Origin of the sequence: Microvirga sp. TS319, assembly GCF_041276405.1 — a bacterium.
Taxonomy (GTDB): domain Bacteria; phylum Pseudomonadota; class Alphaproteobacteria; order Rhizobiales; family Beijerinckiaceae; genus Microvirga.
The window spans coordinates 1031963-1057559 of record NZ_JBGGGT010000001.1; the positions used below are offsets into that span (position 1 = coordinate 1031963).

Genomic DNA, 25597 nt, shown 5'->3' on the forward strand with positions numbered 1-25597 from the left:
GGGATTCAAGACCCAATTCCGATTTGCGCTGAACGCCTCTGTTGCACCAATGAGATTGGGCGAGCTGTCTCAGGAGCCTGGGCCCCTGGGTCACATCAGCCTGTCACGTTGGTTCTCTGTCGTGACCCGATATGCAGGGTGGGCCTGGAGCATCGGACCCAAAAGTGGAATCCGCTTTTGGGATTGAATCCGATGCTCCCTTCTTGGAAAGAGCGCATCGTTCATTGCGGACCCGAAGGGCCGCGTCAGCGAATACCGGGTCCACTTTTCGCTAGCGCGGCCCGCTGGGTCCGCACGATGCGCTAACTGTCCGGATGTGAGCCTCCTTTGCAGCTGCGACAACTTGGAGGGCTTGCGGCAACGCATCTGGATCGGGCGGCTTCGCGTGCCGGTTGGCTGACTTCGGCTCGGCGGGGCAGACCGTCAAAGCGCCAAGCATATGCCTCAATCGCGCAACGCACCTGATCCCCAACTACGTCTCGCCACCAACAGATTAGACAAACCGGAAATCATCGGCGTGGAGGCTTGAGCGCTGCACGTTCTTCAGCGTGATCGTGTTGCTCGTATCGACCGTAATCACCACATCGGAACCGACTTGAGATGCTGCCGCCAGCACGGTTGTCACATCTGCAAAGAGGCTCGTGCTGAACTCGATCACATCACCGGATCCGGCACCGGCCTGGAAGTCGGTGACGACGTCCTTCCCGAAGCCCGTCGTAAACGCGAACACGTCGGAACCAGCACCTCCCGTCAAAGTATCGTTTCCTGCGCCGCCGAAGAGGATATTGGTCGCTGCATTGCCGATCATCACGTTGTTCAGGGTATTGCCTGTGCCGTTGATCGCCGATGTTCCGATCAGCGTCAGGTTCTCCACATTGGCGGCAAGGCCATGGCTGATCGAGCTCTGAACCGTGTCGGTGCCCTGGCTCGCCGCCTCGATGACCACATCGCCTGCATCGTCGACCACGTAGATATCGTTGCCCAGACCGCCGCTCATCTGATCGGCGCCCTCGCGCCCATCCAGTGTATTTGCGCCAGAGTTCCCGGTGAGGACGTTGTTGAGGCCGTTGCCGGTGCCATGGATCGCCGCGGTCCCCGTCAGGGTCAGGTTCTCGAGATTGGCTCCCACGGTCAGGGTGATGGAGCTCTGCACGGTGTCCGTGCCCTCGTCAGCGGCCTCCACGATCATGTCCGCCACACTGTCGACGATGTAGGTGTCATTCCCGACCCCGCCGGAGAGCAGGTCGTTCCCTGCTCCGCCATTCAAGGTGTCATCCCCGATCCCACCTTCCAGCATGTTCGCGCCGGAGTTACCCGTCAGCACATTGGCGAGCTCGTTCCCCGTGCCGTTGATGGCTGCCGTGCCCGTCAGGGTCAGGTTCTCCAGGTTGGCACCCAGCACATAGCCGATCGCGCTTTGAACCGTGTCCGTGCCTGCACTGGCCGCCTCCATCACACCATCGCCGATGTCGTCGACGATATAGGTGTCGTTTCCGGCGCCACCGCTCATCTGGTCCGCGCCTGCGCCGCCATTGAGCGTATTGGCGCCGGAGTTCCCGATGAGCACATTATCGAGTGCGTTGCCTGTCCCGCTGGCAGCGATCCCCGTGAGGGTCAGATTTTCCACAAAAGCACTCAGGGTAAAGCTCACGGAGCTCTGGACGGTGTCGATGCCCTCGTTGATCGCCTCGATCACCACGTCCCCGGCGTTGTCGACGATATAGATGTCGTCTCCAGTGCCGCCTGAGAGCGTATCGGCTCCCGTGCCGCCGTTGAGGGTGTCGTCCCCTGCCCCGCCCGTGAGGACATTCGCGCCGGAGTTTCCGGTCAGGGCGTTCGCCAGCTCGTTGCCTGTGCCATTGATCGCAGATGTTCCGGTCAGCGTCAGGTTCTCGATGTTGGCAGCAAGGGTATAGCTGACGGAGCTCTGGACCGTATCGATGCCTTCGCCTCCCAGCTCGATAACCGTGTCGCCCGTGTTGTCGATCACGTAGGTGTCGTTGCCGAGCCCACCTGTCAGGGTGTCGGCTCCGGCGCCGCCGTTCAGGGTGTTGTTGGCGGCATTGCCAAGCAGGACATTGTCGAGGGCGTTACCCGTCCCTGTCGTCGCCGTTCCAGTGAGCATCAGGTTCTCGAGATTGGCTCCCAAGGTCAGGGAGACCGAGCTCTGAACGGTGTCCGTGCCCTCACCGAGGGCTTCGGCAATGATATCGCTTGCGCTCTCGACGATGTATGTGTCGTTGCCGAGCCCTCCCACGAGGGTATCGACCCCGGCCCCACCATTCAGGATGTCGTCGCCGCCGTCGCCATTCAGCGTATTGGCGGCCGAGTTGCCGGTCAGCACATTGGCAAGCCCGTTCCCGGTGCCGCTGATGGCAGCGGTTCCCATCAGGGTCAGGTTCTCCACGTTGGCAGCAAGCGTATAACTGGCCGAGCTTTGAACCGTGTCCGTTCCCTCGCCCGCGTTTTCGCTAATCAGATCGCCGCCATTGTCGACCACATAGGTATCGTTGCCTTCGCCGCCGATCAGGAGATCGGCCCCGGCACCACCATTGAGGGTGTCCTGGCCGGCCCCTCCATCGAGCGTATTGGCGCCGGCATTGCCGGTAAGAAGGTTGGAAAGCGCATTTCCGGTGCCGCTGATGGCAGCCGTGCCGGTGAGAGCCAGGTTCTCCACGTTCGCCGCGAGGATGTAGCTGCTGGCGGAACTTTGCACCGTGTCGATATCGGCGCTCTCTGCCTCGACAATGACGTCGCCGCCATTGTCGACCACGTAGATATCGTTGCCGGCACCACCGATCAGGGTATCTATGCCAGCCCCGCCATCGAGAGTATTGGAGCTGGCATTGCCGACAAGCACATTGTCGAGGGTGTTGCCTGTCCCGCTGATGGCGGTGGTCCCGGTGAGGGTCAGGTTCTCCACGTTGGCCGCAAGGGTCAGAGTGACGGAGCTCAGGACCGTATCCGTGCCTTCGTCGGTGAGTTCCGTGATCACATCGCTCGTGCGGTCGACGACATAAGTGTCGTATCCGAGGCCACCGATGAGCGTATCGCTGCCACTCCCGCCATCCAGCGTATCGTCGCCGCCCCCGCCGCTCAGCTTGTTGAAGCCGGAGTTGCCGGCCAGCACGTTAGCGAGTTCGTTCCCCGTCCCACTGATGCCCGACGTGCCTGTGAGGATCAGGTTCTCCACGTTGGCGGCAAGCGTATAGCTGACAGAACTCTGGACGGTGTCGATGCCCTCACCGGCGTTCTCGACGATGATGGCTCGCCCTTCGAAGATGTAAGTGTCGTCCCCCAAACCGCCGAGAAGGGTATCGTCGCCCGCGCCTCCCGATGTCGTGCTCCCGCCAAAGCCGATGATCGTGTCATTGCCGAGGCCACCATTGATCAGATCGGCGACACCCCGGAAGCCATAGATCGTATCGTCCCCATCCGTGGCTCCCATCAACTGCTGCCGGATTTGCTCTATGGTCAAGGAGTCTCCGCCGCTGAACTGAAACCTCTCGATTCCGCTGTTCGGCGCATAGAACTGATCGTCGACCGTAATTCTTTGACCCGTGCTTGTGATGTCGATGTACAGGTCGTTCCTATCGCCAGTTGACCGGGAGAAGACGAGATCATTCAGCCCAATTCCTGGGCCAAAGAATAGAATGTCCTCATCCGGACTGCTCGTGCTCCCTGGGTCCGTTATCGTATCGCTGCCTTCATTGATATTGTATCCATATGTATCGCCGCCTTGGCCGCCGTTCAGAAGATCGTCGCCTTGACCGCCGTTCAAGGTATCCTGGCCATTGCCAGCATAGAGTTCGTCGTGCCCTTCTCCACCAAGCAACCAGTCCTCTCCATCCAATCCATCGAGCGTATCGTCGCCTAAACCGCCGGACACGACATCGTCCCCCCCAAAGGCTTGGATGACATCGCTCCCGTCAGTACGGGCATTGCTTAGGATCATCGCACGCAGTTGGGCGGCGCGTAGAATCTGGCCGTCACCGAACGTGATCTTCTCGACACCGATTGCAGCATCCGACGAGAATTGTCCGTCGAGCATGATGAAGCCATCGCTCCCTTGGAAGCTCAGGATAGCATCGTTGACGTCCTGCATCGACCGCGTGACAATCAGGTTCGAGAGGCGCAGGGTCGGCCCCAGAATGAGATGATCGGTTCCCCAAGGGGAACTGCCTGCGATCGTATCGCTCCCATCTCCCTCGTTGTAGCGGTAGGTATCGCTTCCAGCCCCGCCATCCAGCCAGTCGTCACCTGTACCGCCGATCAAGGTATCGTCTCCCGCGAAACCTTTGATCGTATCGCTCCCGGCGCCCCCATCGATATGGTTGCTCAAGGGATCGCCGTTAATCTCGTTCCCACCTTCGGTAGCGGCCAACGTAGCCCAATTATTGAACAACGTCTCCCGGGACCAAACTTCCCCATTTCCGAAAACAATTTCGTCGACGCCATAACGAAAGCCGGATTGGGAAAATTGCTCATCCAGCACGATGGTGCCGACAATCTCATCGCCATCGGAAATAAACTCAAGTCTCAGGTCATCCACATCCGAGGTCGAGCGGATCAACCGAGCATGGGATGAAACCAAGCCGGAACCTAGAACAAGCCGATTAACGGCTCCAGATTCGGAAGCGATATCAGAGATCGTATCGTCTCCATCACCAGGAGTATAAACGTACGTATCACTACCATTGTTACCGATCAGCTTATCGTTGCCGAATCCTCCGATGAGCGTATCGTTACCGCTTCCACCCTCGATCACATCATCGCCTGCTCCAGCCGCGATAAGATCATCGATCCAGAATCCCTTAACCGTGTCTGCGCCATCAGAGATCCTTGCATCAAGGATCGCCCTGTAGACATCCGCTTGCGTCCAGATCTGGCCGTCCCCAAAGACAATTCGGTCAACCTCAGGTCTACCGCCGAAGTCCTCTAGCAGGATGGACCCCATAGCCGAGCCATCGGTTCCTCTGAAATTCAGCGTAATATCATAAGGGTCGCTGGCCGATTGTGTGGCGCTGACGCTCGCAATCGTCAGGCCCGCACCCAGGATCAGCGTTCCACCAAGACTATCCGAAGTGGCGTTTGAAGTGCCGATCGTGTCGTTGCCATCGCCGATATTGTAAATGTAGGTATCCCTGCCCGTTCTTCCAGCGAGGTAGTCATCCCCAAGACCACCTTCCAGATAGTCGCTCACCCCATTGTACCCGATAAGCACATCATTTTCGGACGTCGCGACAAGCCCTTTCGCGCGGATTGTTTCTTGTGACCAGCGAGTACCGTCCGCAAAGCGAATTTCCGAGACTCCCCAGTACCAGGCTAAGAATTGATTGCGGATCGTCAGCGTGTCCTGAGTGCCTGCGATCGTCAGGATCAGATCGTTGCCTCTGCTGTCCTGAGAGAGAACAAGATCATCAGGTGCTACTCCGTCAGCAAGAATCAGAATATCGCCTGATGAGGCCCCATCATCGATCACATCCTGACCATAACCGCGCCCGAATATGTATGTGTCTGCACCGGATCCCCCTTTTAGCGTGTCGTTGCCAGCACCGCCGTCGAGAGTATCGGCGGACGAGAACCCGGTCAGGAGGTCGCCCAGAGGCGTGCCGGCCAGAAGGTACGTACGGATCGTCGCGCGATCCCAAACCGTACCATCGGCAAAGACGAACTCTTCGATGCCTGGCCCATTCTGACTGAATGCCTCCTTGATGGTTAAGCGATCGGATGATCCTGAAATCCGAACAATGAGGTCAAGCGTGATGTCGTCCCTGGCAAGGATGAGATCAGCCGGCGTGACATCGGCGCCCAAGAGAACTCGGTCGATACGGCCATCATCTTTCTCGATGATCGTATCGGAACCGGAACCACGTCCGAAGATATAGGTGTCGGCTCCAGTACCGCCCTCAAGGGTATCATCTCCTGCTCCTCCGTCGAGCGTATCGTTCCGACCGTTCGCCCCAACGAGATAGTCTGCACCTTCCGTCGCAGGAGACAGGCTCATATAGACATCCCACCACTCGATCGCCGTGCCATCGGCGAACTCGAAACGTTCGATTGCCGGTTTGCCGGGTGTCAGCTGATCCAGGATCGTCAAACGATCACCCGTGCCTCCGATCTCAACCACGAGATGATTGGTCCCGTTCTCCCGCCGGAAGACAACCTCGTCGGGCAGGACATCGGCCGTGAAACGCACCCTGTTCAGTTCGTGGGTGCCAAGCCCACCGGTTCCGATGCCATCGTACTCGCGGATCGTGTCAATGCCGAAACCGCGACCGAAAAGATAGGTATCATCGTGTACTCCCCCGCGCAGAAGATCGTTGCCGCCTCCGCCGACCAGGAGGTTTTCATGGAAGAAGGAGCCCACCAGGGTTTCGCTTTCTCCTGTTCCGACAAGAGAGCCAAGGATCTGTTCATAGGAAAGCTCGACCCCTTCCACTGCGAGCGTTTGCTCGACCGCCGCCTTGAACTGCCAGTCGTCCACTGAGAACTGCGATCGGCAGGCTTCGAGCACCAGGAACATGCTGCTCCAGTACTGGAGCTTGGCAAGCTCGCCTGCAGGTGCGTACGTGCGAAGATGGTCCAAAACCGATCCAAGCTGGCTTCCTTGCGGCAGGTTCAGAAAAATTCCGGACCTGAAACTCAGGCCGGGAAAGAGCTGCTGCCCGAGATCCGTCTGCGCCAAGATCTGCGTGAGCATTTTCCCTTTGAGGTCCTGCCAGTACTGGGTGATTTGATCCGCGACGCCGGCATCCGCGCGTTCATCGGCCATCCATAGCTCTGTTCCTTGCAGGAACGGGCTGCCTGTGAACTTTTCGAAAGCCCGGAGCAGAGCGGCATCGACATATTCGCCACGGGCAAAGGTGTCAGCCGTTTCGATGCCCGCCCATTTGTACATGAGAGCATTGATGCGTGCGGCGAGGCTGTAAGCGTCGGCTACCGCCAACCCGGCCAGCTCCGATACCATTTGCCGGAGAACCGGATCTCCCTTCATCGCAAGATGGAGATCCTTCAGGTCGCCTCGCCCCTGCAGATTAGGCAGAGTGGTGTTCCCGGGATCCGTCACATCCTCTCCAGGATCCAGCACGACTTGTCGATCCAAGGTGAAGAAGGCATTGCTCACCGAGGATTGCGACCCATCGGTCCGCGTGAAGGTCGACGTGGCCTCAAGTCTGCTTCCCTCGATCCAGTCGGGATCCGGTTGCCAGATGAGGGAGAGGCGCGCGATTCCGTGCGATGCCAAGGTGCCAAGTTCGCTTGCCTGGCTGAATCCGTCGCCGTTGCGGTCTCGCCAGACCAGGATTTGAGAGAAGCTCACGTCCTGGCTGTCAATGACGGTATCGAAGTTGCTGTCGAATAGCCCCAACTCCCTGAAGCCCACGAGAGACCCATAACCCAGGGCCGACGACAGGGCCCCGCCGCCAATGAGCTCGGACAGGTCGTCGATGATGCCGTTGCCGTTGCGATCGAAGGCTAAAAGCGCATCGTCCGGTCGGACCCAGCCCGTCCGTTCAGCCAATCCGTCGCAATCCAGATCGAAATAGGCTCCTGAATCGCTGAGGTCGTACAGCTCGATACCATCGCCGTCCAGATCGAGAACGAGCGGATCGACCGGGCGTGCGCCCGGGGGCAACGGGGGCTCTGGCGGATCGCCCTCCTTGCGGTCTCGAAGGATTATTCCCCCGTCGCCGTTCGACCAGTTTTCGACGATCACCGTGCTGCCGTCCGGAATCTCTATCATCAAACCCGAGCCAAACTGCGTATACTCCTCTCCATGCGAGCCTACATAGGCGACTGCCCCCTCCTCGCTTTGCGTGCCGCCGGTGAGGAAGACGTCGCCCCATTTGATGCGGTCGCTGCGCTCCGGATCCTTGACGATGTCGCCATCACCTACGATGAACGTGTCCCCACCCGCGCCACCGGTCAGAGTGTCACTGGCGCTACCTCCAGCCAATACGTCATCCCCACCACCGCCCCTGATCTCCACACCCACGTTCGTTCCGCTAAGATCGATCCAGTCGCCCTGTTCGCTGCCGACGATCAGCTCGACGTTTTTCAGAATGATTCCGGAGGCACCGTTTGTAGCATCGCTGACGTGGACGCCAGACGTGGCTTTGGAGAAGTCGACTGTATCCCTGCCTCCGCGACCGTTGATTTCTTTTTCGTTCCCTGAAGCAATGAACTTGTCGTCCTGATTGGTCCCCTCAAATCGCTCAAAGTTCCTGATCCCGAGGACGCGCTCACCACTCTTGAGCTGACCTTCGACAGCATCGACCTCAAGCGGGCCTTCGAGATAAATGGCACTGAGCTGATCGACCCCGTTGCCGCCGTTCAGCGTCAGCTGAGCCACACCTTCGGCGAAAGATTGGAGTTGGAACAAGTCGTCCTGATCCGAACCGGCGATCTCTTCGACTCCGTACAGAGCTGTGGTGCCCGAGTCTGAAACCACGGTAGCGATATGCTTTGTCGGCGCTTGAATGGCTTTTATGATGACGTTGAGTGCTGATCCTACGACTGAAAAGTCGGCCTTGTCCAAACCATCACCACCATCCAGGATGTCGCTTCCACCGGACGCCTGGAGGACGTCGTCGCCTGCACCCCCATGGATGAAATTTGCACCTTCGCTTCCGGAAAGAACGTCATCGGCATTAACCCGGCCAAGAACAACATCAGAGGCGAGAACTCCTCCTGCAGGGAAGAGACCACCATAAGCAGCTTGCAGAAAGCTGTTCACGCGAAGCGCAGTAGATGCAATCGTGGCAGTGGAACCGCTTCCGTAAGCCGCATTCCAGGCATTGGAAATATTCGCCACCCAATCTCCGGTGGATCCGACGAACTTGATCATAGCCAGAGCATGGCAGGTATCCGCCGGATGTTCGAGGATATTGTTGTTCAGAGCCGTGTCATATCCGAGGAAAAGAAAAAGTGGATTTCCGGCCCATCCGCCAGGATCGCCGTTGAAGATCGTCGTTGCCGCAGGTTCAGCGTCTTTTTGTGCTATGTCAGCTATACCTGGAACATGACGGCTAGCGATGATGTCACCCAATACCTTTGAGGCGATCGTGTCGGAAGCATCTTGGAGGAGATTAAGATCAAGATTTTCTCCGTACCTTGTTTGGTATTGTGCGATGGTGTAGGCGCGGATGAACGCACTTTGGCTTCCGATATTCTCGTTAACGTCAGCAGCGCCCTTGAGCCAAGCGATGGAGGCATTCAATTCATCGCGGCCATTAGCGAGCTCGGCGACCCGCCGATAGGCTGCGGCATATCGCTTTGCAGAAAGCAGCGCCTCAATCTCATTCACCTGAGAGGTTGTAAGGGTAAATTCGTCGGACACATCGGACATTATTTGCGCTCGTTCTGCTGACTAAATTAGGGGTTCGTGAAAGACTTGATCAGCCGCTCCACCTCTTCGAGAGTACGCGGCCAATCGCTGGCAGGATGGGGGGGATCGTTCAGGTCAACGCGGATGAGAGTGCCAGGCTTGATCTGTCCCCAGATGCCGCAGGAGGTGCTGGGCTCATGCGTCGGCGCAGGTCCACAGCGTGCTGCTATTTGATTTCTGAAGAGAAGAGGCCCTGTTGAAAACAGTTCGAAGGTTCCGTTGTGATCGGCACGGCGGAACAATCCGTCGCTCACCAAGGCTCCAGTCGCCTTCTCTGCGGGAGGATGGCTTGCAGGTGCATATTCAACGGCGATGATATCCAATCCCTCCAGGCGAACGAATTCTGGGTACCGTTTCATGATCAAACTGAGAGATCTCTGCCCAAGTGAAAAGCCATCAGCTGTGGCGGGAGGATCCTCGGGCCGCTGGCAATATTCCTGGACGCGCCGACCGTCCCGGATCTTGTCCCGCGTTGGAAATGTTTTTCTGCCCACATATATTGTTGGCTGGAACGCAGCAGGTAGTCTGTAGACCGTTTCCTGGATCTTTATTCTGACTGTTTCGGCAGGCACGCATGGCTTACTGCAGCCTGCCAGGAGGTCACACACGATGATGATCGCAACTGTGAGAAAGCGCTTTTGGATCAAGACTGCCTCCTGCTGAATACAATGACTCACGCAAAAATTTTCATATCGAGAGATTGACGTCGGCAATGTCCACGTAGAATACGACATAGTTCAGCGTGAAGACGATGATCACGAGAAACAGCAAGCGGAGAATGAGCATCGCCCCCGGCGAGGTCAAACGGCGTCTTGCAACGCTTTGATCGTCAGCCATCTCAACTCCTCCTACACATTCGCAGACACCTACTGTGGTGGACTGAAGCTGGTATCTTGGAGGAAGAGCAACATGTCCAGCATAGCGCCGACGGGACCGCTGCGGAGGTGAGGAAGCGCCGGATACGTCACGGACAGCCATCTGCAATCTCTCGGCATCACTGGTTCGCCAGCTGACAACCTACGATACAGGTGACAACATTCCTTTCTTCGGTTCAACTACATGAACGTATAGGCTGCGATGCGTGAGGCGGCTCGATCCAGTTCTGTCAGGTGACAGAAACGCGCCTTCGTACACCCGGTTCTCTATGGAGAGGGCTTGTGCAAAGTCCCGTCTCATCATCAAAAGTTGCAAAACCAACTCTCGGCAGAGTTTTGTAAATATCGATTGGCTACGCCCGCCTTTCTATCCTGGACAAAACCCCGCCCCGCAGCTCGACCCTCTCAAGGTCGCCGGGTGCGAGTGGATCTTTCAGGAGACGGCTTCGGGCGCGCGTCAGGACCGGCCGCAGCTTGGCGAACCTCCTCAGGTTCTGAACCGTCGCCGCGAGCAACAACCGGGTCTCCCGCCCCACTCGGCCCGCGTAGTCTCAGACGTGCCAGCCTCAAGATGCGTTTGAGGTAAGCCCGGTCGCAGCGCCTCGTCGAACCGCCTCGCGAGCATCCTGGCCGCCCGCTGCGCGGGCAGGCACAGGCATGTGTCGCGGATCAGAATAGTCGCGGAGAACGACGCTTCACGGCAGTTTGACACAAATCCAATATGTTGATATCAACTTGTAATCACGTTCAAGATGCACGAACTGCGCCCCCAGCGAGCCCGAGGGAAACGTTCGGTCCAAGAGTCCCGATGCATCGACAATCTCGCCGAGACGGAGGAGCAGGATGACGAACTCTCACTATCGCTGGGTCATCGTTGCGGCAGGCGGCCTTCTTGGCTGCATGGCCATCGGGGCAATGTTCTCTCTGCCGGTTTTCCTGCTGCCGATCTCACGAGAGACCGGATGGTCCGTGACCGGCATCTCCAGCGCCATGACGATCGGGTTCGTCTCCATGGCCTTGGCGAGCCTGATGTGGGGAACTCTGTCGGACCGTTGGGGGCCCCGTGTCGTCGTAACGATCGGTTCGATCGTCCTATCGGCGGCTTTGGCCGTCGCGAGCCGCGCGACATCTCTCATCGAGTTTCAGCTCGTGTTCGGGTTGGTGGTGGGTGGCGCCACGGCGGCGATCTTTGCGCCGATGATGGCCTGCGTCACAGGCTGGTTCGACACGCATCGCAGTCTTGCCGTGTCCTTGGTGTCCGCCGGCATGGGAATGGCGCCGATGACCATGTCGCCGTTAGCGGCATGGCTCATCTCCGCTTATGACTGGAGAACGTCTCTACAGATCATCGCCGCCCTTGCGGCGGCCGTGATGATCCCGGTGGCGCTGTTGGTCCGCCGGGCACCGGCTCTCGAGGACCGGAACGGTCCCGCCTTCCCGGGTGGAGAGGCGCACGGTGCCATGTCCATGGGCCAAGCCATGAGGTCACCCCAGTTCATCATCCTTCTTCTGACGAACTTCTTCTGTTGCGCCACACATGCCGGCCCGATCTTTCATACGGTGAGCTACGCGATCACCTGCGGCATTCCCGTGATTGCCGCCGTTTCGATCTATAGCGTGGAGGGACTGGCCGGCATGGGTGGCCGCGTCGTGTTCGGTCTCATGGGGGACCGGTTCGGCGCCAAGGGCACTCTGGTCGCAGGATTGTTGCTGCAGGCTTTCGCCGTCCTGGCATACGCGTTCGTGAGCGAGCTCGGCGCATTCTACGCCGTGGCAGCGTTGGTCGGCTTCGTTTACGCCGGCGTCATGCCTCTCTACGCCGTCCTCGCGCGCGAGAACTTCCCTCTGCAAATGATGGGTACGGTCATCGGCGGGACAGCCATGGCCGGCGGCTTGGGGATGGCCATAGGGCCATTGGCCGGAGGGCTGATCTACGACACCATGGGAAGTTACGTTTGGCTCTACATCGGCGCCTGGGGCCTTGGGCTCGGGGCCTTCCTGATCTCCCTGACCTTCAAGCCATTCTCCAAGGGTCAGCCGGCCATGGCGGCTGCTTAGCAACGGTTCTGACACGCGGGCCACTTCTGCGCGCGCTATGCTCACTTGCCTGCGTCGGCTGCATCGAGGTGCAAACTCATCCGGAGAATGGCCTCCCCCGCGTCCTCACCCGCATCGAACACGTAATCGGCGGCTGCGATATGAAACAACCCGCGAGCGACGTCATAGCGGGCGAGCAGTCGGGACTCGATCGGGAGGGTGACACGGCGGCTTTCGCCAGGTTCCAGACGGACACGTCCGAAGGCTGCAAGCCGTGGCACGAACCCGGCAGGACCCGGCAGGGACACATAGATCTGCGGTGTGTCCGTACCGGGCTGCTTGCCGACATTGGTGACCGTCAGGGACGCCAAAAGGGCGCCCTCTCTCCGCTCCACGGAGAGATCGGAGAGAGCGAACCGGGTGTAGGAGAGGCCAAAGCCAAAGTGGAAGAGCGGGTTCAGGCCCTGGCGGGCGAACCAGCGATAGCCGACATCCGAGCCTTCCACATCATAGGGGATACGGACAATGCCGCCCTTGATGGGCCTGCCCGGGCTCGACGCCATGAGCGCGGGATCGCTTTGCGTCGGACGTGGCAGTTGCCCTTCATCCATCGGGAAGGTGAGAGGGAGCCGTCCGGCTGGATTGACCTTTCCGAACAGGGTCGAGGCGATGGCCTCGCCACCAGCCGAGCCGGGATACCAGGCTTCCAGAACCGCCGGCACTTTGTCGAGCCACGGCATCGTGACCGGCCCGCCGGTTTCCAGCACCACGATTGTTCTGGGGTTGACGGTGGCAATGGCCTCAATCAGCTCATTCTGATGGCCCGGCAGGGCAAGGCCCGCCGCGTCGAGGGCTTCCGTTCGCCATTCCTCCGCAAACACGATGACGACATCCGCATCGTGTGCTCTTTGGGCGGCCGCCGCCACATCCGTGCCGTCCACATAGGAGACCACCCCGGAAGCCTCTGAGCGGATCGCCGAGAGAGGCGAGGACGGATGATAGACCTTCTCGGTACCAAATCCCATGAGATTGGAACCAGGCAGGCGGAGGCTGCCGGGCGGCGTGACGGATGAGGAGCCACCACCGGAGATCACCCCCATATCCGCATGTGCACCAATGACCAGGATATGCCGGGCATCGGGTGACAGCGGCAGCAGGTCGCCTGCATTCTTGAGAAGGACAATGCCGCTCTCGGCCACCTTGCGGGCTACGAGGCGATGTGCGGGAGGGTCAACTGCGTTGGATGCTGGCTTCTGCGCTGCATCGATCACGCCGGTCGCGAACAGGCTGCGCAGGATCCGGCGCACCATGTCGTCGATGCGCGCTCGCGGCACCCGTCCCGCAGCCACCGCATCCTGCAACGGCCGCCCGAAATAGGGTGCCGGGTCCAGCATGGCGCCGGACTGCACGTCAAGCCCCGAGAGCACGGCCTTTTCGGTCGAATGGGTGCTGCCCCAGTCGGACATGACCCAGCCGGCATAACCCCAGTCCCGTTTGAGGACGCGGTTGATCAGGAAGTCGCTCTCAGACGCGTATTCGCCGTTGACCAGGTTATAGCCCGTCATCACGGAGCCGGGCTGCCCGACCTCGATGGCGATCTCGAACGCGAGCAGATCGGCTTCACGCAATGCCTCCTCCCTAAGGTCGGAGCTTGCCATCACCCGCCCATTCTCCTGGGCATTGACGGCGAAATGCTTGACGGTCGAAACAAGGTGCTGGGACTGGATGCCGGCAACCGATTGGCCGGCGATCAAGCCGGTGAGCAATGGATCTTCGGATACATATTCGAAGCTGCGTCCGCCGCGTGGTTCCCGGATGAGGTCGGCGCCACCCGCCAGTTGCACATTGAAGCCTCGCGCGCGGGCCTCGCTGCCGACAACCACGCCTGCCTCACGGGCAAGGGCGGGATCGAATGTGGCACCGAGCAGGAGCGAGGATGGAAGCGCCGTTGCGTCGTCACCCGGGCGCGTATCACCGCGGTTGGTGACCCCAAGGCCTGCATCGTTCTCGATGCGTGCGGGAATGTTCAGGCGAGGAATGGGTTGGTAATAGGCTGCCGCACCGGGCTGGGACGAGGCCGACGGAAGGCTGGGCACCGGCAGAAGTTGCGAAAGCCAAGAGAACTTTTCGTCCTCCGTCATTTGGCGGACGATGCTCTCGGCCCTCAGATCAGGCGAAACCTCAGGGCCTTGCCATGGGCGATGCTCTAGTGAGGGATCTGCCTGGGGTCGTGTCGGCGCGGCCGCAAGCGAGAGAAAGATCGTCAGGCTCATCGCGCCGGCTCTGCGTTTCAAGCGGTCCATGAGGCACCCTTCGGATTGTGAGGATTGGCACACTTGGAATCATTGGGCAGGCACAACAGGTCCAAGTCAGCGCATTCTCGACGCGCCGAGGCCTCCGGTCCGGCGAAGTCGGGGCTATGGGGGGCCTGCCGGTCGTCCGCCCTGAAAAGCCCTGACCGAAGCACAGGCTATACCACCCCGTGTGGCCGATCTGTGGCTCCGTGGAGCCGGATGGAGCCACGCCGGGCGCAAGGCGAAGTAAGACTGCGAAACCAGGTGGATGTGACCGATCTTGGTGCATGGCAAGCTCCGCGCGCCGAAGGCCAGGGCTTGCCAATCGCGCCGTGTGACGGCAATCTCAGCTCGGCAGGACATTGAGCGGGTGTATGCCGGACTATTTTCTCGTCCGGTGACAGGACATGAGGAACGACCAAATCATGATCATGGATGGTGGGAATACCGCTGCTGGAGAGACAGACGAAGCCGCTTTGTCCGAGCGTCGGGCGGGCCTTCTCAGCCGCCGGTCGTTTCTGGTCGGCTCGGCCGTCGGTGTCGGCACGCTAGGGCTGACCGGTTGCGTGACATCCGACGGCATGAGCTTCGCCGAGGCGACGAAGGTCTACGGGCCGGTGCCTGATGAGAAATTCCCGATCCCGGCTGTCGATATCAGCAAGGTCGATCCGAAATATTATCGCCGGACGGTTCGCTACGACACCAAAGAGGCGCCCGGCACGATTATCGTCGATCCTGGCAATTACTACGTCTACCGCGTCGAGGACGACGGAACCGCCACCCGCTATGGTGCCAATGTCGGCCGCGACGGCTTCCGATGGAGCGGTGACGCCTATGTCGGGCGCAAGGCCGAATGGGCGACCTGGACCCCTCCCAAAGAGATGATTCGTCGCCAGCCCGAGGCGGCCAAATACGCCGGCGGCATGCCGGGTGGCCTCGACAATCCGCTCGGAGCCCGCACGCTTTATCTCTATCAGAACGGCGCTTACACGCTCTACACGATCTACGCCAGCAGCGTCCCTGAATCGATCGGCACAGGCATCACAAGCGGCTGCGTCGGCCTCCTCAGTCAGGACATGATGCACCTCTATTCGCGAACGCCGGTCAAGACGAAGGTGGTCGTGCTGCCGGCATAGCAACGGCGCAAGCCCTGGCGCTGCCGGTGCGGGGCTGAAGATGGCGTTCCTGCTCCCTGAGCCGGCTACAGCATCGGACGCAAAGCCGGCTCCCACTTTTGCGTTCGATGCTCCCCTCTTGGATGAGCGCATCGTTCTTGCAAAAAACCGGATCCACTTTTTCGCACGATGCGCTAGCCCTCGTTGGAAGCAGGCAAGACGCAATCCATCATGGCATTCGCGCCAGCCTCATTCGGGCCCGAGAGAGGAGACGGCCTGCAAAGTCGACGCCATCAGCATCCGCGCGCCAGCGATGCTGTGAGCTGGCTCGACATACTCCGCCTCATTATGGCTGAGACCGTCGCGGCATGGCACGAAGATCATGGCGGCGGGAGCGACATGGCTCACAAACAATGCATCGTGAAAAGCCCCCGACAGCATGCGCTTGGTCGCAAGCGTCTGTTCCTTAGCCGCCCGGTCGAGACAGGCAAGCAGCGCGTCCGGAAAGGAGGCGGGAGACATTTCGAAGAAGCGGCGGCTCCGTGCGTCGCACCCAGCCGAATCTGCGGCATTCGCGCATGTCTTCACGATCAGAGCTTCCAACATATCGAGGCTTCCGGCGTCGGGATGCCGTAGATCCACCGTGAACGTGACGGAAGCCGGAATGGCGTTCACGGATCCCGGCTCGACGGCGAACCGCCCCACCGTGAAGCGCGCGAGCTCGTCCTGCGGCATCACGGTGTCGAAGAGCGTCTTCAGGGCTGTGGCGGCGGCGGTCATCGGATCGCGGCGAAAGGAAAGCGCCGTCGTGCCCGCATGGGAGGCCTGCCCGATGATGGTGATCTCGAGCCAGCGGGTTCCCTGGATGCCATAGACGATGCCGACGGGGATGTTCTCCCGCTCCAAGGATGGCCCCTGCTCGATGTGCAGTTCGAGATAGCCCGTGATTGGAAAACCCATCGGCCGCATCCGTGCTTCCGGCAGCGCTTCGAGGGTTGCGTGCAGCTCGTCGGAGAAGATCCCGCCGGTACTTCCCCGCAGATCATTCCATTCCGCCGGGATGGCCTTCAGGGAGAACGCCATGGAGCCCATGCAGCCCGGAGAGAAACGACTCCCCTCCTCATTCGTCCAGGCGACGACCTCCAGCGGCATCTCTGTTTCGATCCCTGCATCCTCCAGGCTTTCGAGCACCTCGAAGGCCGCGAGAGTGCCGAGCGCACCATCGAAGCGTCCGCCCGTGGGCTGGCTGTCGAGATGGCTCCCGATCAGGAACGGCGGCCCATCGCCCCGCCCGCCCCGCCGGATGAAGAGATTGGCTATCGGGTCCTGGAATACCTGAAAGCCTCGCGCCAAGGCGAGTTCCGCCAGAAGGCGCCGCGCCTCGCGGTCTTCCACCGACAAAGCCTGCCGGTTGACGCCGCCCGCGGGGGTGGCACCGATGGCGGCGAAATCATCAAGGCGCTTCAGCAGCCTCTCGCCGTTAACCTGTGCTTGATCGGACATGTGTTTCTCCGCACGATTCAACGATAGGGCGCGTCGTGAAAGGCAATCTCGAGGCTCTGAGCCCGTCCGAAGATAAGGCTAAGCTTGGTGCGCTCGGCCGCATCGAGCGTCGCACCTGCCTGGTCGAGCAAATCCCTTAGCCACAGGGCCTGAGCGGCAAAATCCGCGTGAGCATGGAGATCGACCCATTCCTTCAAAAGCGGATCCCTGATCCGGCAGGAGGCGGCTTCCTTCGACCAGGTCCAATACATCCATTCCGCCGCGAACATGGCGGCCGCGATATCGAGAAACGTGCCGTCGCGGGCGATCTCAAGCATGCCTGACCGGAAGGCCGCCACCTCCGGCAGGCTCACGTCGAAGCTCTTGGGGTTGACGCCGCGCGACGCGAAGGTCCTTTCGAAATAGGCGATCTGCCGATTGGCGAGCGCGTCGAGAACCGCGATGAGCCGGCGCTTGTGCTCGATCCGCTCGGCCTTGGCGACCGCATAAGCGAAGATGGAGATCGCCGTGTCGACGAAGGCGCTCTCATAGACGAGATAGCGTTCGAAGACGTCCGTCGGAAGCCTGTCATGCTTGATGTCCCCGACGAAGCGATGTCCTATCATGGCGTCGAACACCGCGCAGTTTTCGCGCAGGATCTGTTGCGAGAGGGTTTCCGTCATGGTCTCAACTCTCCTACGCCGACTCGCCTGCGGTACGCAACGCACGCATGCGCTCGATGCTCTCCGCCCTATCGTCTCTGTCGAGACCGGACCCAGCCGGAGAGGCCGGGCAATGGATCATGCCGATGAGAACCTTGGCAGAGCTGCATAATTCTCTAATGGCGCTTGAAGATTTTCCAGAGATGCTCTTCATTTCTTATCCTGTTCGGAAATGAACCCATGGACGCTTACGTCATCGGCAATGTCGCCATCGATGAAACCCTCGCGGTCAGCGCCATGCCCGAACCGGGCGCCTCCATTCTCGGCTCGCCGCAATCCCACGACCTCGGCGGCAAAGGCGCCAACCAAGCGGTCGTGATGGCTCGGTGCGGCTTACGCACGCATCTCGTGGCCGGTGTGGGCGAAGACCTGCGGGGCGACCTGGTTCGCCAACGGCTCGCGGCGGAACCCGTGATACAGCATCTTGTTCCGCTTGCGGGTCGGTCAACGGATTTCTCCGTCATTCTCACCACACCGGATGGCGAGAACGCCATCGTCACCACGACGGATTGCGCCCAGAACCTGGATGTCGCGCAATGCGTCGCCGCACTGGACAAGGCGCAGCCGGGCGATCTTGCCGTGCTGCAGGGCAACCTGACCAATGCCGTCACGCGCGGCGTTCTCGAAGCCGCCCGATCGCGCAGGATGGTGACGGCGTTCAACCCCTCCCCCTTGCGGCCCTTCTTCGACGATCTCTGGAGCCTCGTCGATATCGGCTTTCTCAACGAAGGAGAGACTGTCGCCCTCACGGATGCCACCGGCGAGCAGGCTGCGCGAAAGCTTCTCGCCATGGGCGTCAAAGCGGTTGTGCTCACCTTCGGTCGCAATGGTTCGATGCTTGCCACGGACGACCGTCTTATCCGCGTTCCGGCCGTTGCCTGCCCGGTTATCGACACCACGGGCGCGGGCGATACCTTCATGGCGACCGCGCTCGCATCGGCCGCGCTTCGTGACACGGCTCTCGACCGGGCCGCCATCGAGCATGCAAGCAAAGCAAGCGCTCTCACGGTCAGCCGCCCTGGCACTCAATCGGCCTTTCCGACGATCGAGGAGCTCGCTGCGATCCTCGATCGTTAGAGCATCGGACGTGAAAATCGAAATCCGCTTTTGGGATCAATTCGATGCTCCCTTCCTGGAAAGAGCGCATCGTTCTTGCGGAAAACCGGGGCCACTTTTCGCACGATGCGCTAGCGTGCCTCAGTGAGCCAGCCGAGCAGGTTCTTCCAGAGACGGCCATAGCCTTGCCATGCGCAGAAGGCGGGTGACAGCCAGTGGGGACCGATATCCGACGTCCAGGCCGCCGTGCGTCCTTGCCCATGGGTGCCAAGAACCAGCAGCGGATGGCCACCGTGATCGTCGGGCAGGCGCGCCAGCACCTCCACATCCGCACGGTCGCGCAGTTCGACCTCGTTGACGCCGAGCAGCAGCGGCCATTCGCCCTCGAGACCAGCCAGGACGGGATGATCGGGACGGGCAATGGACGCCACGGCGCCTTCGGGTATCTCGACCCGGTCGTCATAAGGAAGGCACCTGACCGGCAAGGTGTCCTCCACCGGCGTTCGGCGCCAGCGAGCCTTGCCGTCGATGCCCTGGAACGAGAGGTAGCCGCCCACCATGAGCAAGCCGCCACCCTTTTCCACCCAGGCCTTGATCAGCTTCAGGCGGTTAGGGACCGTGCGCGAATGAAGCCATACGTCCGGGGGCAATAACAGGGAGTTGGAGCCGATGTCGGACAGGATGAGTGCATCATAGGCATCGAGCCCTGCCATGTCGTAGGGGAATTTTTCGACCGCCTCGTGGGCAGGCATGTAGGTCAGTGCGAAATCGCTGCCTTCCAGGGCCTGCACCAGCGGCTCCGCACCGAGGTGGAAGGTGACGCTGCCGAACTGGTCGAAGCCCTTATAGTGAGTGGCGGAGCTGACCCAACTTTCGCCGACGAGCAGAACTTTCTTAGTCATCGCATAACCATGTTCAAGTTGGTGGGTTTGGACAAAAGCGCTCAAGTCGCGTGGAACACTCTGCGGGGATTGTCCCGCATCATCTGATCGAGAATGGACTCGTTCAGTCCATGCCGCCGCAGGCGCGGCAGGAAGTGGCGCGGGATATAGGCATAACCGTTGCCGCCATACCGGGTCAGCATCATCTTCAAAAAGACATCGTGCGACAGGAGAATTCGGTCACCGTATCCTGCCTCCACGAGTTTCACGATCGCGCGGGCCGCCTCGTCATCGCTGGGGCATTGCACCTGCTGATCGGCATAGAAGAAATCCATGCCGATCATGTCGTATTCGATGAAGGCACCGCGCGCGGCCAGCTCCTGCTGATACCGCTGATCGTCATGGGAAGGATTCATGTGGCATAACACCGTATGCCGCAGATCCGCGCCCTCCTCGGCCACGACATCGAGGACCCGGTGTCCAAGCCTGAACCAGCCGGGCAGATGCACCATGAGTGGCAGGCCCGTGCGCACCTGCGCCTGGGCCGCGCCCCTTAGGGATTTCTCCTCTTCCTCCGTAAAGTCGGACGAGACGCCGATCTCACCGATCAGACCGATCCTGACGTCGCTGCCGTCGGCTCCCTGCGTCGCCTCCCGGACGATTTCGTCGGCGATCTCCTCGGCCGTCATGGCTGCAACTTTTCCAGGGTGCGACGAGCCGAGATAGTACCCGGCCCCCATCACGATGTTGAGACCCGCCGCCTCGGAGATGCGTCGCAGGGCGCGCGGATCACGGCCGATGCCCTGGCATGTCGGTTCGACGACGGTGCGTCCGCCTTCGGCCGCGAAGGACTTCAGTTCGGCGATGGCGAGAGGTTCGTCGTCGAGCGTGATGTTGTGCTTGTTGACGAAAGGATCCTGCCTTAACTCGCCGAGAATTTCCATGCAGACGAAACTCTCGGCGAGGTATTGCCGCTCCCGCGTCTTCGGCGCGTGCCACCAGCATCGGCAGTCGTTGAGGATGTGCTCGTGCATGAGCGTCATGCCGAGCTGATCGATCGTCACGGGTCCCGTGACGGTCATCACCTTGCCCGACCGTACATGCGCCTCTGAGAGTTCCTGGCTCATCGTTCACTTGGCCTTTCGAATGGCGAAGCGGAAATTCGCAGAGAAGATTCGGGTATTGAGCCAGATCGCCAGGAGGATGATCGCTCCGGTGACGATCTGCGTGAAGAAGGGGGATATATGCATCAGGATAAGGCCGTTGCCGATCACCGCGATGGTCATCGTGCCCAGAACCGTGCCAAGGATCGTGCCGCGTCCACCCATTAAGGATGTGCCGCCGAGCACCACGGCTGCCACCACCTGCAGTTCGAAGCCGACGGCAGCGTTGGACGATCCGGACCCTAGGCGCGCGGCGATCAGCAGACCAGCAAGAGCCGAGGCGACGCCCGCAACGAGATAAACGGAGGCGACGATCCACCTCGCCGGCATTCCGACCCGGCGTGCCGCCTCCATGTTGGATCCGACAGCCACGACCTGGCGGCCGTATTTGGTCGTGGTGATCACCACATAGCCGAGGATCGCCACGCCAACGGCGATCAGCGCCGGAACGGGAAGGCCGAGGAACTCGCCCCGACCGATGGCGAAGAAGCCTGGCACGTTGTTGATGGGAATTGAGTAGCCCTGCGTGAGATAGAGTGCCAGTCCGCGCAGGATCGACAAGCCTGCCAGCGTCACGATGAAAGCCGGGATGCCCTGGTAGGCCACGAACCACCCTTGAGCGAGGCCGATGAGCCCGCCGAGAGCGAGCATCGCCACGACCACCAGAGGCCAAGGAGCGCCCACGCTTAGAATGATCGCCGCAACGGCATTGATGAGCGCGACCATCGATCCGACGGACAGATCGATGCCGCCCGTGATGATCACGAAGGTCATGGCGACGGCGACGACGAGGATCGGCGCAGCCTGGCGCACCACGTTGAGGATATTGCCGACAGTCATGAAGGTATCGGTCGTCCCGGCGAAGAAGGCACAGCATGCAAGAAAGAAAATCGCGATGGAAAGAACCTGCGCATGTTCGGCAAAGAAATCGGCGGCCGGCGAGCCTTTCTGTCGCTCCGTATAGGTGCTCATGGGTTGCTTCCCTCACCGACGATCAGCTTCACGAGATCTTCGAGATTGGTCTTGCCGATCTCCCGCTCCGCTACCTTGGTGCCCTCGTACATGACGGCGATCCTGTCGCAGACGCGGAAGAGATCCTGTAACCGATGGGTAATCAGCACGACCGAAACGCCGCGCGCCTTCACCCGGTTGATCAGCGCGAGCACCGCTTCGACCTCGGCGACAGCTAGCGCGGATGTCGGCTCGTCCATAATCAGGACCTTCGGGTTGAAGGACGCCGCGCGGGCGATGGCGATGGCCTGCCTCTGTCCGCCGGAGAGCTTCTCCACCTTAGCGGTCAGGCGCGGAATGCGGATCTCCAGCGAATCCAGCATGTGCCGCGCCTCGACGAGCATCCGCTTCCGGTCGAGGAATGGTCCCATGGTGAGCTCGCGGCCCAGGAAGAGGTTTCCGACCACGTCGATGTGATCGCACAGGCTCAGATCCTGGAAGACCATGTCGATGTTGCGGGCGCGCGCATCGGCGGGACCGGAGAAGCGTACCGTCTCGCCATCGAGGGCAATCGTGCCCTCGTCGGGGATGTAGGTGCCCGAGATGATCTTCGTCAGGGTCGATTTGCCGGCAGCATTGTCGCCGACGAGCCCCAGGCACTCGCCCGGATAAAGATCGAGATCGATGCCCCGAAGCGCCTGATGCGATCCGAACGTCTTGCGGATGCCGCGGAGCGAAACCCGCGGCGGCACTGTCCCGGATCCGGTCGACCGAGGGAGCTTAGCCCCCTCGGCTCCGGCGACAGCGTGCTGGGGCTGTCGATCCGTCATCATCTGAACACAGCTCGGTAGGGTTCGACGTTCTGCTTGGTCACGATGGTGACGGGCACCGAGATGATGGGCTCCACGGATCCGCCGCTTGAGAGCGTCTTCAGCGCATTGACGGCGGCAGCGCCCATGCTGGCGGGGTCCTGCTGGATGACGGCCACCACATAGCCCTTGTCGATGCCGGCGATAGCCTGCGCCGTGAGATCCCAGCCGAACACCTTGACGCCTTCCTGCTTTCCCTGGCTCTCGACCGCCGCGATGGCACCCATCAGCGCAGGTTCGCCCGTGGCGTAGATCGCCGTCATGTCGGGATTCCCGGTGATCAGGTTCTCGGCCGCCGCGAGGGCATTGTCCTGGATGTTCTGACCGTCGACGACGCCGGCCTTGGTGATGCCCGGGGCGCCGTTGATTGTCTTCTCGAAGCCCTCCTGGCGCACGTTCTGGATGAACGAGTTCAGGGCGCCGACAATGCCGACCTTCGCCTTGCCGCCCATATTCGTCTTCACATAGTCGAGGAAGAACTTGCCCATGTCGGCGCCGGCCGCCGCATTGTCGACGCCAATCTGCGCCTTCTGCGGCCCCTTCGGCAGGATCGCATCGATGGCCACGACCGGAATGCCGGCCTGCGCGGCTTGGTTGACGGCCGGCATGATTCCGTTGACGTCGATGGCCACCACTGCGAGGCCATCCACCTTCTGCTGGATGTAGGTCTCGATGGCGCTGTTCTGCGCCGCGGGATCGTTGTTGGCATTGAAAACGACCAGATTGACACCTGCGGCATCCGCCGCCTTCTTGGCGCCCTCGTTCATCTGATTGAAGAACAGCGCCTGCTGATTGATCTGCACGAGCGCGAAGGTTTTCTTCTGCTGCGCTTCGGCCTGAGAGGGACCGAGGGCGAGAGCCGTGAGGGCAGTCAAGCCCAGGGCGGCGAAGGTTCTGCGTTTCAAGGTCAAGGTCATCTCCTCTGTCTGGTTTCCATCGCAGGTTATTGTTTCGACGGCGGCGCAACGGATTTCCGCACGACGATTTCGACGGGCAGGATCTCCTCGGTGGCGTGAGGCTCCCTCTCCTGCCAGTTTGTTTCGAGAAGCAATGACAAGGCCCGTTGTCCGAGCGCCCGAACGGGCTGGCGGATCGCCGTCAACGGCGGCGCAAAAAGATGCAGGGGGCCAATATCGTCGAAACCGACGATCGAGACATCGTCAGGCACTCGAACGCCCTCCGCCTGGAACACCTCCATCAGCCCGACGGCGATTTCGTCCGAGCCCGCAAAGATTGCGGTCGACGGGCACATTTCAGCGATGAAGCGCCGGGCGGCCTGTCGGCCGAAGCCCGCCGTATAATCTCCTTTGTAGGACTTGAGGTGCGCTGCCGCGCCGAAGGCCCCGCGTATTGCACGCTCCAGCCCGCTGAAGCGCCGGTGGGTGCTGACCATCGCTTCGGGACCGCCGACAAAGAGAACATTCATGTGACCAAATTCCGCGAGATGCCCTCCAGCGAGATGACCACCCATCTCGTTATCGCTGAACAGCTTCGGAGCCTTCGCGCCTGAAACGTCCTCGTCGACGACCACGACCCTGCCGGTCTTGTTGATCAGCTCTGCCAGCTGCCCGTCATCGGGATGGTTCGTCAGGAAGATAAGGCCGTCGATATAATTGCGTGCGATCGACTGAAGGTAGGCGATCTCGCGTCCGGGCCTGTTCAGCGTTGCGTTCAATGCCACCGAGAGCCCTCTTCGGTCCGCCTCTTCTTCAACAGCCGCGACGAGCATCGCGAAGAAGGGATTTGCGATATCAGGAACAACCAAGCCGATCGTTTCCGACCGGCCCAAGCTCAACCGCCGCGCATGTGGGTTGGGCTGATAGTTCAGATCTCGGATCGCGCTCTGGATGCGTTCCTTTGTTTCGGCCGGCAGCTCAAGGGTCCCGTTCAGCATGCGGGAGACAGTCGCGACTGACACGCCAGCCGCGCCGGCAACATCCTTCAGACTTGTGCCCCGGCTATTGCCCACACCAGTCTCGCGATTTTGTAAACCGGTTTACAAGCTGCGCGCAGCCGGGATCGCTGTCAATCAACCGCGCAGCGGCAATAACGGTATACTCCAGAAGCCCTGCACTTTGATCGGGCCGCGCGTCACTACGCCGTCCACCGGTCTGGCGCGGAGCGCCGTCCCGCAAAAGCGAGCATCCTTCTTGCCGGCATGGCGCATCCCGATCTGCGTCCGTCACCAGCGACGACGAACGACAACCGCCCCGCGGGGGCCGTAATAGCTGCGGCGGACGACCGGCCCGTAGTAGCCACGACGGACGGCAACCGCCCGGCCGGGACCGTAGTAGCCGCGCCGCACACCGACGGCGCCATTGGGCCCGGCACATCCGGCGCGGTACACGCCCCGAGCGCAGACGACTGCGCCGGCCTCGGTGGAGCTCAGGGCGAAAAAGCCTCCGAGGAGGCTGAGAACGATCAGAACATGTCTCATCACGTGTCCTCTCCGCAACCGATGGATCCTGCCGGGTGGAAACCCGCAGCAGGTCGCCTATCCTAGATCCTGGCGCGCCCGCCGCTTGACCGAATAGGACACGTGTTTACACCTTGAGACACATGCCCCTCCCTGAGTGAGGCGTCCTGGCTTCCGTTCAGCGCGGACGATCCAAGGCTGATATTCCTTCGCCGAAACGGCTCGATCGACAGGGCAGCCGATCCGAAGCCACGGCCTTGCGGAGCGCGCGATGTCGGTTCCTTGATGGGGACGAGCCCGTGGAAATCCTGGCCGTCTCTCCCATCGACCAAGTCCCTTCAGAGCAAC

The 25597-nt window shown here is 60.8% G+C and carries 16 protein-coding genes and 1 pseudogene; 3 read left to right on the forward strand and 14 right to left on the reverse strand.

The features are described from left to right. Positions 1 to 493 precede the first annotated feature (493 nt). The 4 genes and pseudogenes from AB8841_RS04740 to AB8841_RS04755 all read right to left on the reverse strand — a co-directional run. The gene (locus AB8841_RS04740) at positions 494 to 9349 is read right to left on the reverse strand and encodes a calcium-binding protein (RefSeq protein ID WP_370434687.1); all 8856 of its coding nucleotides are present in this window, start codon (positions 9347 to 9349) and stop codon (positions 494 to 496) included. A gap of 26 nt (positions 9350 to 9375) precedes the next feature. After that, positions 9376 to 10035, reverse strand: coding sequence for a hypothetical protein (locus AB8841_RS04745; protein WP_370434688.1), 660 nt, complete (start codon positions 10033 to 10035; stop codon positions 9376 to 9378). Positions 10036 to 10075: 40 nt separating this feature from the next. After that, positions 10076 to 10225, reverse strand: a complete 150-nt coding sequence (locus tag AB8841_RS04750) for a hypothetical protein (RefSeq protein ID WP_370434689.1) — start codon at positions 10223 to 10225, stop codon at positions 10076 to 10078. A gap of 627 nt (positions 10226 to 10852) precedes the next feature. Then, positions 10853 to 10975, reverse strand: a pseudogene (locus AB8841_RS04755) (MarR family transcriptional regulator); the annotation flags it as partial. Between the two features lie 131 nt (positions 10976 to 11106). Between AB8841_RS04755 and AB8841_RS04760 the strand changes: the two are divergent. Then, entirely contained in the window at positions 11107 to 12321 is a 1215-nt protein-coding gene (locus AB8841_RS04760) for an MFS transporter (RefSeq protein WP_370434690.1), read from the forward strand. 41 nt (positions 12322 to 12362) lie between these two features. Here the strand turns inward: AB8841_RS04760 and AB8841_RS04765 are convergent, their stop codons facing one another. Next, positions 12363 to 14603 (reverse strand): glycoside hydrolase family 3 C-terminal domain-containing protein, encoded by a 2241-nt coding sequence (locus tag AB8841_RS04765; protein ID WP_370434691.1) that lies wholly within the window; start codon positions 14601 to 14603, stop codon positions 12363 to 12365. Positions 14604 to 15025: 422 nt separating this feature from the next. On the opposite strand from AB8841_RS04765, the gene AB8841_RS04770 reads away from it, so the two are divergent. Further along, positions 15026 to 15730, forward strand: a complete 705-nt coding sequence (locus AB8841_RS04770) for a L,D-transpeptidase (protein WP_370435538.1) — start codon at positions 15026 to 15028, stop codon at positions 15728 to 15730. Positions 15731 to 15958: 228 nt separating this feature from the next. Here the strand turns inward: AB8841_RS04770 and AB8841_RS04775 are convergent, their stop codons facing one another. Both AB8841_RS04775 and AB8841_RS04780 read right to left on the reverse strand, forming a co-directional pair. Then, positions 15959 to 17212, reverse strand: coding sequence for a Zn-dependent hydrolase (locus tag AB8841_RS04775; protein ID WP_370434692.1), 1254 nt, complete (start codon positions 17210 to 17212; stop codon positions 15959 to 15961). A 17-nt stretch (positions 17213 to 17229) separates the two neighbouring features. Then, positions 17230 to 17874: a TenA family protein gene (locus tag AB8841_RS04780; RefSeq protein ID WP_370434693.1), complete on the reverse strand. Its 645-nt coding sequence runs from the start codon at positions 17872 to 17874 to the stop codon at positions 17230 to 17232. Positions 17875 to 18093: 219 nt separating this feature from the next. Between AB8841_RS04780 and AB8841_RS04785 the strand changes: the two genes are divergently transcribed. Further along, entirely contained in the window at positions 18094 to 18990 is an 897-nt protein-coding gene (locus tag AB8841_RS04785; protein WP_370434694.1) for a ribokinase, read from the forward strand. A 110-nt stretch (positions 18991 to 19100) separates the two neighbouring features. Here the strand turns inward: AB8841_RS04785 and AB8841_RS04790 are convergent, their stop codons facing one another. From AB8841_RS04790 to AB8841_RS04820, 7 genes are all read right to left on the reverse strand, one after another. Further along, positions 19101 to 19871: a glutamine amidotransferase gene (locus AB8841_RS04790; protein ID WP_370434695.1), complete on the reverse strand. Its 771-nt coding sequence runs from the start codon at positions 19869 to 19871 to the stop codon at positions 19101 to 19103. A 41-nt stretch (positions 19872 to 19912) separates the two neighbouring features. Then, positions 19913 to 20977: a phosphotriesterase gene (locus AB8841_RS04795; protein ID WP_370434696.1), complete on the reverse strand. Its 1065-nt coding sequence runs from the start codon at positions 20975 to 20977 to the stop codon at positions 19913 to 19915. A 3-nt stretch (positions 20978 to 20980) separates the two neighbouring features. Continuing rightward, positions 20981 to 21985: an ABC transporter permease gene (locus AB8841_RS04800; protein ID WP_370434697.1), complete on the reverse strand. Its 1005-nt coding sequence runs from the start codon at positions 21983 to 21985 to the stop codon at positions 20981 to 20983. Continuing rightward, a complete protein-coding gene (locus AB8841_RS04805) occupies positions 21982 to 22797 on the reverse strand; it encodes an ATP-binding cassette domain-containing protein (RefSeq protein ID WP_370434698.1) in 816 nt (271 codons plus the stop codon). The genes AB8841_RS04800 and AB8841_RS04805 overlap by 4 nt, the downstream gene beginning before the upstream one ends. Further along, positions 22794 to 23750, reverse strand: a complete 957-nt coding sequence (locus tag AB8841_RS04810; RefSeq protein WP_370434699.1) for a substrate-binding domain-containing protein — start codon at positions 23748 to 23750, stop codon at positions 22794 to 22796. The genes AB8841_RS04805 and AB8841_RS04810 overlap by 4 nt, the downstream gene beginning before the upstream one ends. Positions 23751 to 23776: 26 nt before the next feature. Then, positions 23777 to 24802, reverse strand: a complete 1026-nt coding sequence (locus AB8841_RS04815; protein WP_370434700.1) for a LacI family DNA-binding transcriptional regulator — start codon at positions 24800 to 24802, stop codon at positions 23777 to 23779. A 213-nt stretch (positions 24803 to 25015) separates the two neighbouring features. Continuing rightward, positions 25016 to 25270, reverse strand: a complete 255-nt coding sequence (locus AB8841_RS04820) for a hypothetical protein (protein WP_370434701.1) — start codon at positions 25268 to 25270, stop codon at positions 25016 to 25018. Between the last annotated feature and the right edge of the window lie 327 nt (positions 25271 to 25597).

What these genes read in the sequence shown, in the direction of transcription:
- AB8841_RS04740 (WP_370434687.1), bottom strand. Translation starts at nt 9,349, where the DNA reads ATGTCCGATGTGTCCGACGAATTTACCCTTACAACCTCTCAGGTGAAT.
- AB8841_RS04750 (WP_370434689.1), bottom strand. Translation starts at nt 10,225, where the DNA reads ATGGCTGACGATCAAAGCGTTGCAAGACGCCGTTTGACCTCGCCGGGG.
- AB8841_RS04760 (WP_370434690.1), top strand. Translation starts at nt 11,107, where the DNA reads ATGACGAACTCTCACTATCGCTGGGTCATCGTTGCGGCAGGCGGCCTT.
- AB8841_RS04765 (WP_370434691.1), bottom strand. Translation starts at nt 14,603, where the DNA reads ATGGACCGCTTGAAACGCAGAGCCGGCGCGATGAGCCTGACGATCTTT.
- AB8841_RS04770 (WP_370435538.1), top strand. Translation starts at nt 15,026, where the DNA reads ATGGATGGTGGGAATACCGCTGCTGGAGAGACAGACGAAGCCGCTTTG.
- AB8841_RS04775 (WP_370434692.1), bottom strand. Translation starts at nt 17,212, where the DNA reads ATGTCCGATCAAGCACAGGTTAACGGCGAGAGGCTGCTGAAGCGCCTT.
- AB8841_RS04780 (WP_370434693.1), bottom strand. Translation starts at nt 17,874, where the DNA reads ATGACGGAAACCCTCTCGCAACAGATCCTGCGCGAAAACTGCGCGGTG.
- AB8841_RS04785 (WP_370434694.1), top strand. Translation starts at nt 18,094, where the DNA reads ATGGACGCTTACGTCATCGGCAATGTCGCCATCGATGAAACCCTCGCG.
- AB8841_RS04790 (WP_370434695.1), bottom strand. Translation starts at nt 19,871, where the DNA reads ATGACTAAGAAAGTTCTGCTCGTCGGCGAAAGTTGGGTCAGCTCCGCC.
- AB8841_RS04795 (WP_370434696.1), bottom strand. Translation starts at nt 20,977, where the DNA reads ATGAGCCAGGAACTCTCAGAGGCGCATGTACGGTCGGGCAAGGTGATG.
- AB8841_RS04800 (WP_370434697.1), bottom strand. Translation starts at nt 21,985, where the DNA reads ATGAGCACCTATACGGAGCGACAGAAAGGCTCGCCGGCCGCCGATTTC.
- AB8841_RS04805 (WP_370434698.1), bottom strand. Translation starts at nt 22,797, where the DNA reads ATGATGACGGATCGACAGCCCCAGCACGCTGTCGCCGGAGCCGAGGGG.
- AB8841_RS04810 (WP_370434699.1), bottom strand. Translation starts at nt 23,750, where the DNA reads ATGACCTTGACCTTGAAACGCAGAACCTTCGCCGCCCTGGGCTTGACT.
- AB8841_RS04820 (WP_370434701.1), bottom strand. Translation starts at nt 25,270, where the DNA reads ATGAGACATGTTCTGATCGTTCTCAGCCTCCTCGGAGGCTTTTTCGCC.